Annotated in this window: 15 protein-coding genes; 5 read left to right on the top strand and 10 right to left on the bottom strand. The window is 67.8% G+C overall.

Annotated elements, in window-relative coordinates:
- Positions 1 to 7: 7 nt before the first annotated feature.
- The 10 genes from MZV50_RS02005 to coxB form a co-directional block, all read right to left on the bottom strand.
- Positions 8 to 1,276: a M16 family metallopeptidase gene (locus MZV50_RS02005; protein ID WP_252632766.1), complete on the bottom strand. Its 1,269-nt coding sequence runs from the start codon at positions 1,274 to 1,276 to the stop codon at positions 8 to 10.
- A gap of 46 nt (positions 1,277 to 1,322) precedes the next feature.
- Positions 1,323 to 2,720, bottom strand: a complete 1,398-nt coding sequence (gene thrC, locus MZV50_RS02000; RefSeq protein WP_252632765.1) for a threonine synthase — start codon at positions 2,718 to 2,720, stop codon at positions 1,323 to 1,325.
- A complete protein-coding gene (locus MZV50_RS01995) occupies positions 2,720 to 3,406 on the bottom strand; it encodes an SURF1 family protein (protein WP_252632764.1) in 687 nt (228 codons plus the stop codon). The genes thrC and MZV50_RS01995 overlap by 1 nt, the downstream gene beginning before the upstream one ends.
- The gene (locus tag MZV50_RS01990; RefSeq protein WP_252632763.1) at positions 3,399 to 3,761 is read right to left on the bottom strand and encodes a DUF983 domain-containing protein; all 363 of its coding nucleotides are present in this window, start codon (positions 3,759 to 3,761) and stop codon (positions 3,399 to 3,401) included. Before MZV50_RS01990 ends, MZV50_RS01995 begins: the two co-directional genes overlap by 8 nt.
- A 70-nt stretch (positions 3,762 to 3,831) precedes the next feature.
- Entirely contained in the window at positions 3,832 to 4,704 is an 873-nt protein-coding gene (locus MZV50_RS01985) for a cytochrome c oxidase subunit 3 (protein ID WP_252632762.1), read from the bottom strand.
- A 70-nt stretch (positions 4,705 to 4,774) separates the two neighbouring features.
- Entirely contained in the window at positions 4,775 to 5,431 is a 657-nt protein-coding gene (locus MZV50_RS01980) for a cytochrome c oxidase assembly protein (protein ID WP_252632761.1), read from the bottom strand.
- Positions 5,412 to 5,570, bottom strand: a complete 159-nt coding sequence (locus MZV50_RS01975) for a hypothetical protein (protein ID WP_252632760.1) — start codon at positions 5,568 to 5,570, stop codon at positions 5,412 to 5,414. The genes MZV50_RS01980 and MZV50_RS01975 overlap by 20 nt, the downstream gene beginning before the upstream one ends.
- Positions 5,567 to 6,574 (bottom strand): heme o synthase, encoded by a 1,008-nt coding sequence (cyoE, locus tag MZV50_RS01970; RefSeq protein WP_252632759.1) that lies wholly within the window; start codon positions 6,572 to 6,574, stop codon positions 5,567 to 5,569. The genes MZV50_RS01975 and cyoE overlap by 4 nt, the downstream gene beginning before the upstream one ends.
- A gap of 105 nt (positions 6,575 to 6,679) precedes the next feature.
- Positions 6,680 to 8,344 carry a cytochrome c oxidase subunit I gene (ctaD, locus tag MZV50_RS01965; RefSeq protein WP_252632758.1) on the bottom strand — a complete coding sequence of 555 codons (1,665 nt, stop codon included), beginning with the start codon at positions 8,342 to 8,344 and terminating at the stop codon, positions 6,680 to 6,682.
- Between the two features lie 22 nt (positions 8,345 to 8,366).
- Positions 8,367 to 9,305 (bottom strand): cytochrome c oxidase subunit II, encoded by a 939-nt coding sequence (coxB, locus tag MZV50_RS01960; RefSeq protein WP_252632757.1) that lies wholly within the window; start codon positions 9,303 to 9,305, stop codon positions 8,367 to 8,369.
- Positions 9,306 to 9,704: 399 nt separating this feature from the next.
- On the opposite strand from coxB, the gene MZV50_RS01955 reads away from it, so the two are divergent.
- From MZV50_RS01955 to MZV50_RS01935, 5 genes are all read left to right on the top strand, one after another.
- On the top strand, positions 9,705 to 10,031 hold the full coding sequence (locus MZV50_RS01955) for a PadR family transcriptional regulator (protein WP_252632756.1): 327 nt from the start codon (positions 9,705 to 9,707) through the stop codon (positions 10,029 to 10,031).
- Positions 10,028 to 10,591 (top strand): DUF1700 domain-containing protein, encoded by a 564-nt coding sequence (locus tag MZV50_RS01950; protein ID WP_252632755.1) that lies wholly within the window; start codon positions 10,028 to 10,030, stop codon positions 10,589 to 10,591. The genes MZV50_RS01955 and MZV50_RS01950 overlap by 4 nt, the downstream gene beginning before the upstream one ends.
- A gap of 19 nt (positions 10,592 to 10,610) precedes the next feature.
- On the top strand, positions 10,611 to 11,426 hold the full coding sequence (locus MZV50_RS01945) for a GIN domain-containing protein (RefSeq protein WP_252632754.1): 816 nt from the start codon (positions 10,611 to 10,613) through the stop codon (positions 11,424 to 11,426).
- Positions 11,427 to 11,499: 73 nt separating this feature from the next.
- On the top strand, positions 11,500 to 12,936 hold the full coding sequence (gene tldD / locus MZV50_RS01940) for a metalloprotease TldD (protein ID WP_252632753.1): 1,437 nt from the start codon (positions 11,500 to 11,502) through the stop codon (positions 12,934 to 12,936).
- Positions 12,937 to 13,084: 148 nt separating this feature from the next.
- Positions 13,085 to 15,154 carry a TonB-dependent receptor plug domain-containing protein gene (locus MZV50_RS01935; RefSeq protein WP_252632752.1) on the top strand — a complete coding sequence of 690 codons (2,070 nt, stop codon included), beginning with the start codon at positions 13,085 to 13,087 and terminating at the stop codon, positions 15,152 to 15,154.
- Positions 15,155 to 15,252: the final 98 nt, after the last annotated feature.

The following is a 15,252-nucleotide window of genomic DNA, read 5'->3' as shown; positions in this document are numbered from 1 at the left end:
TTCCAACTCAGGCCTTGGAGGACAACGTCTTGGCGAAGACCTCGCCGGCCTTCAGCGCCGACTTGGCCCCGAGCACGGCGGTGGCGGCCTGGCCGCTCAGCAGCCGCTGGCCCAGGCGCGCGACATCGGCGGACGTGACCGCGTCGACCTCGGTCGCCAGCTCCGACGGCGGATAGAGACGGTCGAACAGCAGCACCTGCCCCGCGCCCTGCTCGGCCCGGGACAGGGGTTGTTCGCGCGCCATGAACATGTGGGCCTTCAGCTGGGCCTTGGCGCGGGCCAGTTCGGCCTCGTCGATGCGCTGGGCCAGCTTGGCGACTTCCTCGGCGCAGACCTTGGCGGTCTCGATCGCGTCGCCGGCCGCGCAGCCGGCATAGACGCCCAGGCCGCCATGGTCGGCGTAGGTGTCGGCATAGGCGTCGATATTGTAGGCGAGACCGCGCTTCTCGCGCGCTTCCTGGAACAGGCGCGAGGACATGCCACCGCCCAGGGTCTCGGCGAAGATGCGCAGGGCGAAGTAGTCGTCGTGCCGCGAGCCGCAGGCGGGCAGCATGAACACCAGATGCGCCTGCTCCAGCTTGCGGGCCTCGGCCTGGGGCCCGCCGACGAAGGTCGCGGGCGTCGGCACGGGCGCGCCAGGCGCGGCCGGCAGGTCGCCGAAGGCGCGTTCGGCCGCCGCCATCAGCTCAGCCTCGTCGACCGCGCCCGTGGCGCTGACCACCAGGCGGTCGGCGGCGTAGAGCTGGGCGCGCCAGTCGGACAGGGCCTCGACCGTGGCGGCCTCGACGGTCTCGTCGCTGCCCAGGATCGGCCGGCCCACCGGGTGGTCGCCCCAGCTGGCGCGCTGGATCAGGTCGAAGACGTAGTCGTCGGGCGCGTCGGCGGCCTCGGCGATCTCCTGGGCGACGACCTGCTTCTCGCGGGTCAGGTCGGCCGGATCCAGGGTGGGACGGCGAACCAGGTCGGCGATGACGTCCATGCCCAGGTCGAGACCGCCCTTGAGAGCGCGGACCTGGAAGCTGGTGCGCTCGTAGCCGGTGGCGGCGTTGATCGAGCCGCCCTGATTCTCGATGACCTCGACGATGTCGCGGGCCGAGCGGCCGCCCGCGCCCTTGAACACCATGTGCTCCAGCAGGTGCGACCAGCCCGAGCGCGCCGGGTCCTCGTAGGCCGCCCCGCGTCCGGCCACCACGGTCAGGGCCAGGGTTTCGAGGCCCGGCATCGGGTCGCAGACGACGCGGACGCCATTGGGGAGAGTGCGCAAGGAAGCGGTCATGAGGCGCGGTATCTAGTGCCTCATGACCCTAAACGCCAGCTTTCGCTCAGCTATTGGCCGCGAAGGTGCGGACGAAGGCCTTCACCGACGAACCATCGGCCGGCAGGCGCTCGAACTTTTCCGGCTTCTTGGAGAGGTCGGGCGTGGCGCGCGGGGTCGCGGGCAGCAGGCCCGTGGCGGCCTGGACCGCCTCGGGGAACTTGGCCGGGTGGGCGGTCGAGAGCACGACCACCGGGACCGAGGCCGGGACGTCCACGCTCACGGCGGCGGCGAGACCGACGGCGGTGTGCGGGTCGATGACCTCGCCGGTCTCGTTCAGGGTCGAGAGCATGGTCTTGGCCGTGTCGGCCTCGCTGACCGACGCGCCACGGAACAGCTCGCGCATCCAGGCGTGGGCGCCCGGCGGAATGTCCAGCAGGCCGGTATCGGCGAAGGCGCGGAAGGCGCGGGCCGTCTCGGTGCCGTCGCGGCGGACGGCTTCGAAATAGAGGCGCTCGAAGTTCGACGCGACCTGGATGTCCATGGCCGGGCTCTGAGTCGCGGCCACCGCGCCACGCGCATAGCGGCCCGTCTCGATGGCGCGGGCCAGGATGTCGTTGGAGTTGGTGGCGGCGGTCACCGAGTGGATCGGCAAGCCCAGCTTCCTGGCGACGAAGGCGGCGTAGGCGTCGCCGAAATTGCCGGTCGGCACCACGAAGGCGACCTCGCGCTCGGGCGCGCCCAGGGCCACGGCCGAGGTGAAGTAGTAGACGCTCTGGGCCGCGATCCGCGCCCAGTTGATCGAGTTGACACCCGACAGGTCGACCGCGTGGCGGAACTGGTCGTCCTGGAAGGCCTGCTTGACGATGTGCTGGCAGTCGTCGAACGAGCCCAGGATCGAGACGCAGGCGACATTGGCGTCGGCCGCCGTGGTCATGAACCGGCGCTGCACCTCGCTGATGCGGCCTTCCGGGAAGAGGGCGACGATGCGGGCGTTCTTGCGGCCTCGGAACGCTTCGACGGCCGCGCCGCCGGTGTCACCCGAGGTCGCGCAGATGATGGTCATCTTCCGCGACTGGCGCTCCAGCACGTAGTCGTAGAGGCGGCCCAAGAGCTGCATCGCCACGTCCTTGAACGCCAGCGTCGGGCCGTGGAACAGCTCCAGCAGGTAACGGTTCGGCGTCAGTTGCTTGATGGGCGTGACGGCGGTGTGGGCGAAGGTCGCATAGGCCTCCTCGCACATCTCGGCCAGGTCGGCGGTCGGGATGTCGTCGCCGACGAACTTGCCGACCACGGCGGCGGCCACCTGGGCGTAGGGCTTGCCGGCGAAGGCGGCGATTTCCTTGGCCGTGAAGCTGGGCCACTCGGCGGGCACGTACAGGCCGCCGTCGGGGGCCAGGCCGGCCAGCACCGCATCCAGGAAGCCGATGGACGCGGACTGGCCGCGGGTCGAAACGTAGCGCATCAGGGTCTCAGTCTCCGCCAGAGCATGGCGGCATAGATAAACAGCAGGGTTACGGCAAGACCGAACCACGTAAGAGCGTATTCCAGGTGCCGATTGGAAATTTCTGCCGGCAGCGGCGCGGGGGTGATTCCGGCCGGCGCGGGCGTCTCCCTTTCGGCCATCAGCACCAACGGCGCGGCCTTGCGGCCGGGAAAGCGCTTCAGCACCTCGGCGCGGTCGCCGCCCAGCTGCTTGATCGGCGTCAGCACGCCGATGACCCGGCGCGGCGCGTCGAAGGATCGCGGCGGCGGCGCGACCTGCCCCGTCAGCGCCGGAACGACGCCGCGGTCCACCAGGATCATCGTGTAGGGTCCCGCCAGGACGGCGCAGGGCGACTGGGCGCGCCAGACCACGTCACCGTCGCGGACGCCATAGGCCAGCGGCATCGGCGGTCCGCCGACATCGCCGCAGTCGACGCTGACCCGGGTCCAGGCCAGGTCCTCGGGCCGCGCGTCGGCCGTCAGCACCTGGATCAGCGGCAAGGCCGGCGCGGTCTTCAGGGCCTCGATCCTCGCGAGCACGCCTTCCTTCCAGTGCAGGCGCTGGATCTGCCAGGTCCCCAGGCCGCACAGGATGGCGAAGGCGATCCCCGTGGCGATCGTCAGGCCAACCGGAAAGCCGGGCTTCGTGCTCTTGGGTTCAGACATGGTCGCGGCCGGCTTCCGAAGCCTTCTGGGCGATCTGGGCGGCGACCATCAGGCCCTTGGCGGGTCGCATCAGACCCAGGGTGATGACCAGCACCGCCGGCAGCCAGACGATCAGCAGGGCCCAGACCGGCCAGTTCCAGGCGAACATCGAGAACAGCGCCCCGAACGCGCAGATCGCTCCGGCGATCAGGATCACGAAGGTGGCCGCCCCGTCGCCGGTCTCGAACTTGCCCAGCTCGAAGCCGCAGGCCTCGCAGCGCGGCGCGACCTTCAGAAAGCCGTCGAACAGATGGCCCTCGCCGCAGTTCGGGCACAGGCCGCGCGCGCCGGCCGCGTAGGGGTTGGTCTTGGTCACGAGGACCTCCCGAAAACGAAAAAGGCCCGGAACGCTGGTCGGCGTTCCGGGCCCCTCTGATCTCTCGATCTTAGTGGGCCGAGGCCCCGAAGATCACGTAGATGAACGCGAACAGGAACAGCCAGACCACGTCGACGAAGTGCCAGTACCAGGCGGCCGCTTCGAAGCCGAAGTGCTGCTTGGGCGTGAAGGCGCCGTTCATCAGGCGGATCAGGCAGACGATCAGGAAGACCGTGCCGACGAACACGTGGAAGCCGTGGAAGCCGGTGGCCAGGAAGAAGGTCGACCCGTACAGGCCCGAATTGGCGGCGGCTTCCGAGTAGAACAGCTGCTCGTGGTTGATGTGGGCGTATTCATAGACCTGGATGGTCGTGAACAGCGCGCCCAGCAGGATGGTCAGGATCAGGCCCCACTTGGCGCCCTTGCGGTCGCCGACCTGCAGGGCATGGTGGGCCCAGGTCACGGTCGTGCCCGACAGCAGCAAGGTCAGGGTGTTGACCAGCGGCAGGTGCCAGGGCGAGACGGTCTCGACGCCGGCCGGCGGCCAGGTGGCCCAGGCGGTGCGGACTTCCTCGATCGCCGACAGGGTGCGGTGGTGATGGAACAGCGCCATCTCGAAGAACATCCAGAACCACGCCACGAAGAACATCACTTCCGAGGCGATGAACAGGATCATGCCGTAGCGCAGGCCGATCGAGACGACCGGGGTGTGGTCGCCGGCTTTGGCTTCCTTGGCCACGTCCGACCACCAGCCGAACATCGTGTAGAGCACGCCGGCGATGCCGGCGGCGAAGATGGCCCAGTTGCCCTTCTCGATGCCGAAGACGCCGCCCTTGATCCAGCCGATCAGGCCGATGGCCATGACCGTTGCGGCCATCGAGCCGACGAACGGCCAGGGGCTGGGCGGAAGGATGTGGTAGTCGTGTTTGACGGCGCCGGCCATGTTGCTGCTAACCCTTATATCCCTCTGATCCCGGTCGTGGTTCCCCCCGCGCCGAAATCGTTGTGAAACGCTATAGCCCCCTCGACGGCTTGCCGCCAAGGGGTTCCACGATGCGAGGCGTCGTCGCGGCCGCGACTTTGCCGTTCTTGTCGTCTCCCACCGCCGGGAAGAACGTGTAGCTGAGCGTGATCTCGCTCCTGTCCTTGGTCTCGGGATCGTCCGCGAACTGGGGATCCACGAAGTAGACGACCGGGAATTCCACCGTCTGGTGGGGCTGGATCGTCTGGCTGGAGAAGCAGAAGCACTCCAGTTTCTGGAAATACGGCCCCGCCGATTCCGGCACCACGTTGTACAGCGCCCGGCCGGTCTGCGGCTTGTCGGTGGGGTTGGTGACCTTGAAGAAGGCCAGGCCCGTGTCGCCGATGCGAACGTCCTGGCTGGCCTGCATCGTCTGGAATTGCCAGGGCAACTCGCGGATGTTGGCGTCGAAGCGGATGGTGACCTTGCGGTCCAGAATCTTGGTCGGCTTGGCCTCGGCCTTGCGGACGGTGCCGTCGAAGCCGGTGGCCTGGCAGAACAGCTTGTACAGCGGCACGGCGGCATAGGCCGCGCCGACCATGCCGAAGAACGCCGCCACGCAGATCAGAGCCACCTTGCCGTTGCGGCGGGCGGCCAGCTCCTGCGGGGTCAGTTCCGAATCCGGTTTCTTAGTGCGGGTGCGCGACATTGCCGCCGAGCCTCACGAGGGTGACTACGAACACCAGGACCACGAAGGCGACCAGGCCGAGGGCCAGGGCGACGTTGCGCCCGTCGCGCGCCTTCTTGGCGGCGTCTTTCGCCGCCTTGTCGTCGACAACTTGGTTCACTTCAGCAGCTCCAGGGCATGCACGCCGGCGACCGCCTCGCCCAGCAGGGCGGCGAACAGGGCGAAGAGATAGAGAATCGAAAAGGCGAACAGGTTGCGCGCGGCCTTCGAGCCCGCGGCCTTCTCGTCCTCGGTGACGTCGTAGAGCGCCCGGTCGGCCACGCGGGGGTCGGCCGCGTCGCCGGCCTTGCTGGTGAACACCCGCCAGGCCAGGATCAGGAACACCGCCCCGCCCAGGGCCGCCACGGCCAGGTAGATCGGGCCGCCCAGGCCGGTCAGCACCGGCGACAGGCAGACCGGGATCAGCAGCAGGCTATAGAGCAGGATCTGCTTGCGCGTCTCCTTGGCGCCCTTGACCACCGGCAGCATCGGCACGCCGGCCTTGGCGTAGTCGGTGGTGACGTACAGCGACAGGGCCCAGAAGTGCGGCGGGGTCCAGAAGAAGATGATGGCCACCATCAGCCAGGCGTTCAGAGGCGCGTGGCCCGTGGCCGCGGCCCAGCCGATGGCGGGCGGCAGGGCGCCGGCCAGGCCGCCGATCACGATGTTCTGCGCCGTCCAGCGCTTGAGCCACATCGTGTAGACGACGGCGTAAAAGACGATGGTGAAGGCCAGCAGGGCGGCCGCGAACCAGTTGATCGCGAAGCCCAGGAACATCACCGACAAGAGCGAGAGCACGACGCCCAGCGAGGCGGCCTCCTCGCCCTTGACCTTGCCGGCGGGGACCGGGCGTCCGCGCGTGCGGCGCATCTGGCGGTCGATGTCGGCGTCGTACCACATGTTCAGCGCGCCCGAGGCGCCGGCCCCGATGGCGATGCACAGCACCGCGATCGCGCCCAGCACGGGGTGGATCGGCGCGCGGGCGGCCAGGAGGCCCGTCAGGCCGGTGAACACCACCAGCGACATGACGCGCGGCTTCATCAGCTGGAAGTAGTCCTGCCAGCGCGCGGTCTCTGTCGTGTCCGGCGAAACGTGGTCCGGAGTCATGGCGGCGGTCTTCGACATGGTCAGTTGAATATATCGGTCTTCAATGGGCGAAGGGCGTGGCCATGACCCTTAAGGATCCCGGCCACGCCCCTCTTTTCGGTCCAGTGTTCGGACGACGGCCGCCTAGTGGTGGCTGTCTTCCTTGATCACCGGCGGTTCGCTGAACTGGTGGAACGGCGGCGGCGAGGACAGGGTCCATTCCAGCGTGGTGGCGCCTTCGCCCCACGGGTTGGCCTCGGCCTTGCGGCGACGGATCGCGGCTTCGATCAGGACCAGCATGAAGACGCCGACGGCGACGACCGTGATCATGTAGCCGACCGACGAGACGTAGTTCCACTTCTCGAAGGCGGCCGGATAGTCGACGTAGCGACGCGGCATGCCTTGCAGGCCCAGGAAGTGCTGCGGGAAGAAGATCAGGTTCACGCCGACGAACATGATCCAGAAGTGCATGCAGCCGAGGAACTCGTTGTACTTCACGCCCCACATCTTCTCGAACCAGTAGTAGAAGCCCGCGAAGATGGCGAAGACGGCGCCCAGCGACAGCACGTAGTGGAAGTGGGCCACCACGTAGTAGGTGTCGTGCAGGCTGTAGTCGATGCCGGCGTTCGAGAGGACGACGCCGGTGACGCCGCCGACCGTGAACAGGAAGATGAAGCCCATCGCCCACAGCATGGGCGTCTTGAAGCTGATCGAACCGCCCCACATCGTGGCGATCCAGCTGAAGATCTTCACGCCCGTCGGGACGGCGATGATCATCGTGGCGGCCACGAAGTAGGCGCGCAGGTTGATGCTCATGCCGACGGTGTACATGTGGTGCGCCCACACGACGAAGCCGACGAAGCCGATGGCGACCATCGCGTAGGCCATCGCCAGGTAGCCGAAGACCGGCTTCTTGGAGAAGGTCGAGACGATGTGGCTGATGATGCCGAACCCGGGCAGGATCAGGATGTACACTTCCGGGTGACCGAAGAACCAGAACAGGTGCTGGAACATGACGGGGTCGCCGCCGGCGGCCGGGTCGAAGAAGTGGGTGCCGAAGTTGCGGTCGGTGAGCAGCATGGTGATGGCGCCGGCCAGCACGGGCAGCGACAGCAGCAGCAGGAAGGCGGTGATCAGCACCGACCAGGCGAACAGCGGCATGCGGTGCAGGGTCATGCCCGGCGCGCGCATGTTGAAGATCGTGGTGATGAAGTTGATCGCGCCCAGGATCGACGAAGCGCCGGCCAGGTGGAGCGACAGGATCGCCAGGTCCATGGCCGGACCCTTGTGGCCGATGGTCGACAGGGGCGGATAGATCGTCCAGCCGCCGCCGAAGCCGTGGCCCGGGCCGCCGTCGACGAACATCGACGTGACCAACAGGATCCAGGCGGCGATCAGCAGCCAGAACGAGATGTTGTTCATCCGCGGGAAGGCCATGTCCGGCGCGCCGATCATGATCGGGACGAACCAGTTGCCGAAGCCGCCGATCATCGCCGGCATGACCATGAAGAAGATCATGATCAGGGCGTGGGCGGTGACCACCGCGTTGTAGCCGTGCTTGCCCTTGAAGACACCGAGCTGGGCCAGCAGGCCGTTGTCGGTGAAGATCTGGATGCCCGGGTGCATCAGCTCCCAGCGGATCAGGCCCGACAGGGCGCCGCCGACGATGCCCGCCATGATGGCGAACAGGATGTACAGCGTGCCAATGTCCTTGTGGTTCGTCGAGAAGAACCAGCGGGCGAAGAAGGGCGGCTTGTGGTCGGCGTCGTCGTGACCGCCGTGGCCGTGGGTGTCTGCGGCGTGAGCCATCGGACTTCTATCCTACGTAGTCTTAGGCCGCCGGCGCGGCGGGAGCCGCGGCCGGAGCGGAAGCGGGGGCGGCGGCCGGAGCCGAGGCGGGGGTCGCGGCGGGCGCGGCGGCGGCCGGCGCGGCGGCCGGGGCCGGCGGAGCGACCTTTTCCTTAACCCACGAGTCGAACTGGGCCTGGCTCACGACGTGGATCTCGATCGGCATGTTCGAGTGATCGACGCCGCACAGTTCCGAGCACTGGCCGTAGTAGATGCCGGTCTTCTCGGCCTTGAACCAGGTTTCGTTCAGGCGGCCCGGGATGGCGTCGATCTTCAGGCCGAACGCCGGCAGGGCGAAGGCGTGGATCACGTCGGCGCCGGTGACCTGGACGCGGACGACCTGATTGACCGGAACGACCATCGCCTTGTCGGCGGCCAGCAGGTACGGGACCTTCTTGGCGTCGGCCTGCTCCTTGGAGAGCGGCAGCGACACGATCTCGCTGATCTTCTGGTCGGGATATTCGTAACCCCAGTACCACTGATAGCCCGTGGCCTTCACGGTCATGTAGGGCTTGGGCATGTTGTTGTAGTGGAACAGCAGCCGGAACGAGAAGATGGCGATGACCATCAGGATCAGGACCGGAACGACCGTCCAGATGATCTCGATCGTGGTGTTGTGGCTGAACTTGGCCGGAACCGGGTTCGCCTTCTTGTTGTAGCGGACCACGATCCAGATCAGCAGGCCCAGCACCAGCAGGGTGATGGCCGTGATGATCGGCATCAGAATCAGGTTGTGGAACTGGATCGCGTGGTGCTTCAGCTCGGAAGCGGCCGGCTGAAGGTCGATCGCCCCCGGCGTCGGTTGGCCCAGCAGATCCTCGGCGAGGGCTTGCCCCGCGAACATCCCAGAGAACACCATTGAGGCGGCGAGCGCGGACGCGCCCGACATGATCCGCCGAATCCCCGAAAATTGCGCCTTCATATCCCTCACGGCCCGTTTCGGCGGCGATTTGCCTTCGATCGATTGACGTCGATCAAAGCCACGCCGCGCCGAGTCTGCGTATTACGACCTTCGATACGACCCCCTGCAATCGACGTCGCTCAAAGGTGAGTCGCGCGTCGACGCCCAGTCCGCCCGATGGTCGGTCCGTGGCTGCATACGCGCATCGCCAGCGGTTGCCAAGCACCAGAGACCACGCGCCCGCCATGGGATTGCGCGCCCCTCCCCGGCTTGAGCGCCCAGGGGGCCGCCCCAGTTAAGAACCCCTCTCAATAAGCCGAAGAACGGCGTTCCGGATCATTACGTATTGTTCATGGCCAGGTACCTTGCGATGCCCAGTACCTCTCGATACAAGGGAGCATCCGAGGAGGCGAGGACGTCGTGCCCGAAGCCATTGAAATCCAATTGAAGAAAGGCGTGCTGGCGCTGTGCGTGCTGGCCCTGCTCTCGCACGCCGACAGCTACGCCTATGAGATCGCCAGCAGGCTGACGAGGGACATCGATATGGGGGAAGGGACGATCTATCCGCTGATGCGCCGCATGCAGTCGGATGGGCTGGTCGAAACCTATCTGGTGGAGAGCCAGAGCGGTCCGCCGCGCAAGTACTATCGCCTGACCGCCGCCGGGCGCCAAAGCCTGACGCAGCAGACGGCCGAATGGACGGCCTTCTCGCGGGCGGTCAACGACATCGTGGGAGCCGCCGCATGACCCGCGCCGAGTTCATCAGCCGCCTGCGCCGGGGCCTGGCCGGTCTGCCGGTCACCCAGATCGCCGACATCGTCGCCGACCACGAGGCCCACTTCGCCGAGGCCCAGGCCGCCGGCCGCGGCGAGGCCGAGACGGCGGCCGCCCTCGGCGACCCCGACCGCCTGGCGCGCGAGCTGCGCGCCGAGAACGGCCTGCGACAGTGGGAAGAACGCAAGAACCCGTCCAACGCCCTGGCCGCCGTCATCGCTTTGCTGGGCCTGGGGGCCCTGGACGTGATGATCCTGCTCCCTGTGCTGATGGGCGTGCTGGGCGCGCTGCTGGGGATCATGGTCGCCGTGATCGCGATCTTCGTCTCCGGCGGCTTCGTCTTCGCCATGGGTCCGCTGACCGGACCGCCCGGCGGCCCGATCACCGCCTTCCTGGCGGGCCTGGGCCTGATGGCCCTGGCCACCTGCCTCGGCGCCCTGCTGACGCTGGTGACCGTCGGGGTCTTCAACGCGGTCGTCTGGTACGCCCGCCTTCACTACCGGCTGCTGAAGCCTGCCATCGAACAAGCCTGAGCGGAACAAGGAGGGGACCATGTTGATCCGCAATACGCTCATCGTCGCCGGGGCCAGCTTCGCGCTCGCCGTCGGCTGCTTCGCCGGGGTGGCGGCCATCGCCGGCCCCGACATCATGAAGAACGGCTGGACCTTTCCGATCGACCATGACGACACCATCGTCATTCGCGAGAACGGCAAGGTGATCCGCACCGCGCGCCATCTGAGCGTCCAGGGCCAGCCGAGCGCGCCCAATGTCGACCGCACCTTCGCCTGGACGGGCAAGGACGAGCTGCGCATCGACCTGCCGGTGGACGTCGTCTTCGTCCAGGGGGCCGAGGCCAGGATCGTCGCCTCTGGCCCGAAGGCCTATGTCGACCGCCTGCGCGTGGACGGCGGTCACATCGGCCTGGCCGACGGTGACGACGGCGATCCGGGCAGCATCACGATCAACGCGTTCGGTATTCACTACGAGAGCCAATCCGAGCGGGTGAAGATCACCGTCATCGCGCCGGACGTCACCAAGTTCGACGTACGCGGCTCGGGCGATCTGGACATCCGTCGCTACGACCATCCGACCGTCGCCGTGACCGTCAGCGGCAGCGGCGACGTCGAGGCGGCCGGCCGGGTCGAGACCGCGGCCATCGACAATTCCGGCTCGGGATACGTCAACCTGGCCGACCTCAAGGCCAAGGAGGCGGTCGTCGACGTGTCGGGCAGCGGCGGCGGCGCGATCTTCGCCACCAACAAGGCCAAGATCGACATCTCCGGCAGCGGCGACGTCGAACTGCGCACCGAACCCAAGTCGGTCAGCAGCGAGATCACCGGCTCGGGCGAGGTCCGCCGCGAGTACTGATCCTCGCCCTCGATCCGAACCGCGACAAAAGGGGCGGGGTGACGGACGCGCTCGGAAAGCCTACCTGTAAGGCATGAACGCTCCGATCCCCGCCTCTTCCCTTTCGCTGCTGGACGCCGCCGGCGTCGATCCCGACAATGCCCGGACGATCCTGGGCGAGGCCCTGGCCGGCGCCGACGACGGCGAACTGTTCCTCGAGCGCTCCGAGAGCGAGGCCTTCGTCTTCGACGACGGACGCCTCAAGAGCGCCTCCTATGACAGCGGCGAGGGCTTCGGCCTGCGCGTGGTGGCCGGCGAGACGGCCGGCTACGCCCATGCCGCCGAGATCTCCGAGGCCGCCATCCGCCGCGCCGCCGATTCGGCCAGCCTGGCCAAGCGCGGCCACGCTGGCGTCGTCGCCGAGGGTCCGCGCGCCACCAACGAAAAGCTCTATGGCGAGGACAATCCGGTCAGCTCGCCCGACTTCTCCGACAAGGTCAGCCTCCTCCAGGAGATCGACGCCTTCGCCCGCGCCCGCGACCCACGGGTCGTCCAGGTGATGGCCTCGCTGGCCGGCGAGCGTCGCGTGGTCGAGATCCTGCGGGCCGACGGCAAGCTGATCCGCGACGTCCGTCCGCTGGTGCGGGTCAATGTCCAGGTCACCGTCGAGAAGGATGGCCGCCGCGAGAGCGGCTCGTCCGGCGCCGGCGGCCGCGCCGGCTTCTCGGCCTGGATCAGCCCCGACAAGTGGCAGGGCCAGGTCGACGAAGCCCTGCGCATGGCGCTAGTCAACCTCGACGCCGTCGCCTGCCCGGCCGGCGAGATGGACGTGGTGCTCGGTCCCGGCTGGAACGGCGTGCTGCTGCACGAGGCCGTTGGCCACGGCCTGGAAGGCGACTTCAACCGCAAGGGCATCAGCGCCTTCTCGGGCCGCATCGGCGAGCGGGTGGCCGCCAAGGGCGTCACCGTGTTCGACGACGGCTCGCTCCCCGGACGCCGCGGCTCGCTAACCGTCGACGACGAGGGCACCCCGACCGAGCGCACCATCCTGATCGAGGACGGGATTCTCGTGGGCTACATGCACGATCGCATGAGCGCGCGCCTGATGGGCATGAAGGCCACCGGCAACGGTCGCCGCCAGTCCTACGCCCACATGCCGATGCCGCGCATGACCAACACCGGCATGCTGGCGGGCCATGACGATCCGCAAGAGATGATCGCCTCGCTGAAGCGCGGCCTGTACTGCGCCAATTTCGGCGGCGGCCAGGTCGACATCACCAACGGCAAATTCGTCTTCCAGTGCACCGAGGCCTATCTGGTCGAAGACGGCAAGATCACCGCCCCGGTCAAGGGCGCGACCCTGATCGGCGACGGCCCGTCGGCCCTGACGCGGGTGACGATGATCGGCAACGACTTCGGCTTCGACCCCGGCATCGGCGTCTGCGGCAAATCCGGCCAGGGCGTGCCGGTGGGCGTTGGCCAACCGTCGCTGAAGATCACCGGCCTGACGGTGGGCGGCACGGCGGTCTAGCGAACGTGAAGGCCGCCGGTCCCAGGTGATCGGCGGCAACGTTTCCGCGATTTAATCCACATTTCACGCTTGTAACTTTCATCCCGCGACCCGCGCCGCCACCGTGCCCCTGACGAAGGGTCCTGGGGAGGGCTCGAGGGGACGAGCGATGCTGGCGAGCGTGTTGTTGTTGGCCTGGGCGAGCCTGGCCCCGCTGGAGGAAAGCCAGGCCGTCGCCACGGCCTCGTCCACGCCCGCGCCGACACCGGCCGCCAACGCCCAGGACACCGACCCGACCCAGCCCGGCGTTATTCCCTATGCGCCGGCGTTCTTCGCCGCCGCTCAGCCCAGCACGGCGCTGGACATGATCACTCGCCTGCCCGGCTTCACCCTGGACCAGGGCGACAGCGCGCGCGGCTTCGCCGGGACGGCCGGCAACGTGCTGATCAACGGTGAGCGCCCGACCACCAAGAGCGAACCCCTCGAGGACATGCTGCGTCGGATCGCGGCGCCGACGGTCGAGCGCATCGACCTGATCCGCGGCGGCGCACCGGGCATCGACATGCAGGGCCGTACGGTGATGGCCAATATCGTGCTCAAGCGCACGGTGCAGGTCCAGAAGGTCGTGAACCTCCAGACCTATGTCTATCCGGACGGCTTCCTGGGCCCGGTCCTCGAGCTGGAGGGCTCGCGCCGCGAGGGCGACAACGCCCTGGAAGGCTCGCTGAAGGCCACGCGAGACCGCACCGACAACACCTATGACGGCGGCGTACGCCTGCGGACGAACGGCGATGGCGTCCCGGTCACCAAGGACGCCCTGAAGGGGTACGACGTCTTCCAGAACTATATTCTGCGCGGCGCGGTCCAGCGGCCGCTGCTGGACGGCAAGACGCGGGTGAACGCCAAGCTGGAATATTTCAGCTTCGATCGCGACGTCACCGCGACGCGCGTCTTCCCCGCTCCGGGCCGCGAGCTGCACGGCGAGACCGTGGAGGACTGGGCCGGCGAGTTCGGGGCCCGCTACGACGCGCGTCTGTCGCCGCGCACCGACCTGCAGCTGGTGCTGCTGCAGAACCTGGAGCGCGAGACCTATGGCTCGACCTTCCAGACCCCGAGCCTGTTCGTCGACTACACCGCCAGAACCGACACCGGCGAGAGCATCCTGCGGTCCGAACTGAAACACCGACGCAGCGACGGCCTGTCGTTCGAAGCCGGGCTGGAAGGCGCCTACAACGTCCTGGACGGCGACACGCGGTATTTCGAGAATGGCGTCGCCATTCCGCTGCCGGCCGCCCAGGTCAAGGTCGAGGAGCTGCGCGGCGAACTGTCGGGCAAGGCGATCTGGCGGGCCAACCCGAAACTGAACATCGAGGCTGGCGCGCGGCTGGAGGTCTCGCGCATCAGCCAGAGCGGCGACACGGACCTGGCCAAGTCGTTCTTCTATCCCAAGCCCCGAGTGCTGGCGACGTGGTCGCCGACCGCCACCGACCAGCTCCGCTTTCGTGTGGAGCGCGAGGTCGGCCAGCTGGACTTCGGCGACTTCGTCTCGTCGGCCGGCACCGAGACCGGCACGGTCGACGCCGGCAATCCCGACCTGGTGCCCGAGCGCAAATGGGTGATGGAGACGGCCTGGGAGAAGCGCTTCTGGGGCGGCGGCGCCCTGGTGGTCAGCTGGCGCCACGCCGAGCTGAAGGACGTGGTCGACGTCATCCCGATCAACACGGTCTTCGAGGCGCCGGGCAATATCGGCGACGGCAAGAGCGACGTCTACCAGGCCAACCTGACCCTGCCGACCGACAAGCTGGGCGTCAGCGGCGGACAGCTGAAGGCGCGCTTCTCGTGGGCGCAGAGCCAGGTGCGCGACCCCGTCACCCACGCCAAGCGGCGGATCTCGGGCCAGACGCCGTTCACCTGCAACGTCAACTTCACCCGCGACATGCCCGGCGGCCGGTGGAGCTGGGGCGTCATCACCAACTGCCAGAACGAAGAGCGCTATTACCGTATCGGCGAGGTGCGGACCTTCACGTTCGAGCAGTGGCTGGAAGGCTTCGTCGAGTGGCGGCCGCGCAGGGACCTGACCATCCGCACCGAGCTGGCCAACTGGACCAGCCGCCACAAGACCCGCACGCGGGTGATTTACGCCGGCAGCCGGGCCTCGGGGGTCGTCGCCCAGGTCGAGCGGCGCGAACTGCCGTTCGAGCCGTACCTGTTCGTCAAGGTGCGCAAGAGTTTCGGGTAGGGAGCGGAAACGGCCCTGGCGGTCTGAGCCTCCGCCAGGGCCGTCCCTACCCGATTGAGGCGTGGCCCCTCCACGCCTCGTGAAGGGCCCCGGATCGT

It is taken from the genome of Caulobacter segnis (assembly GCF_023935105.1).
Taxonomy (GTDB): Bacteria; Pseudomonadota; Alphaproteobacteria; order Caulobacterales; family Caulobacteraceae; genus Caulobacter; species Caulobacter segnis_B.
Note: the sequence above shows the minus strand (reverse complement) of the source record. Positions and strands in the feature narration are given on the sequence as shown.

Bases quoted from the DNA above. Each gene is read 5' to 3' on its own strand.
- MZV50_RS02005 (WP_252632766.1), bottom strand. From the start codon at position 1,276: ATGACCGCTTCCTTGCGCACTCTCCCCAATGGCGTCCGCGTCGTCTGC.
- tldD (WP_252632753.1), top strand. From the start codon at position 11,500: ATGAACGCTCCGATCCCCGCCTCTTCCCTTTCGCTGCTGGACGCCGCC.
- coxB (WP_252632757.1), bottom strand. From the start codon at position 9,305: ATGAAGGCGCAATTTTCGGGGATTCGGCGGATCATGTCGGGCGCGTCC.
- MZV50_RS01985 (WP_252632762.1), bottom strand. From the start codon at position 4,704: ATGGCCGGCGCCGTCAAACACGACTACCACATCCTTCCGCCCAGCCCC.
- ctaD (WP_252632758.1), bottom strand. From the start codon at position 8,344: ATGGCTCACGCCGCAGACACCCACGGCCACGGCGGTCACGACGACGCC.
- cyoE (WP_252632759.1), bottom strand. From the start codon at position 6,574: ATGTCGAAGACCGCCGCCATGACTCCGGACCACGTTTCGCCGGACACG.
- MZV50_RS01995 (WP_252632764.1), bottom strand. From the start codon at position 3,406: ATGTCTGAACCCAAGAGCACGAAGCCCGGCTTTCCGGTTGGCCTGACG.
- MZV50_RS01935 (WP_252632752.1), top strand. From the start codon at position 13,085: ATGCTGGCGAGCGTGTTGTTGTTGGCCTGGGCGAGCCTGGCCCCGCTG.
- MZV50_RS01950 (WP_252632755.1), top strand. From the start codon at position 10,028: ATGACCCGCGCCGAGTTCATCAGCCGCCTGCGCCGGGGCCTGGCCGGT.
- MZV50_RS01980 (WP_252632761.1), bottom strand. From the start codon at position 5,431: ATGTCGCGCACCCGCACTAAGAAACCGGATTCGGAACTGACCCCGCAG.
- MZV50_RS01945 (WP_252632754.1), top strand. From the start codon at position 10,611: ATGTTGATCCGCAATACGCTCATCGTCGCCGGGGCCAGCTTCGCGCTC.
- thrC (WP_252632765.1), bottom strand. From the start codon at position 2,720: ATGCGCTACGTTTCGACCCGCGGCCAGTCCGCGTCCATCGGCTTCCTG.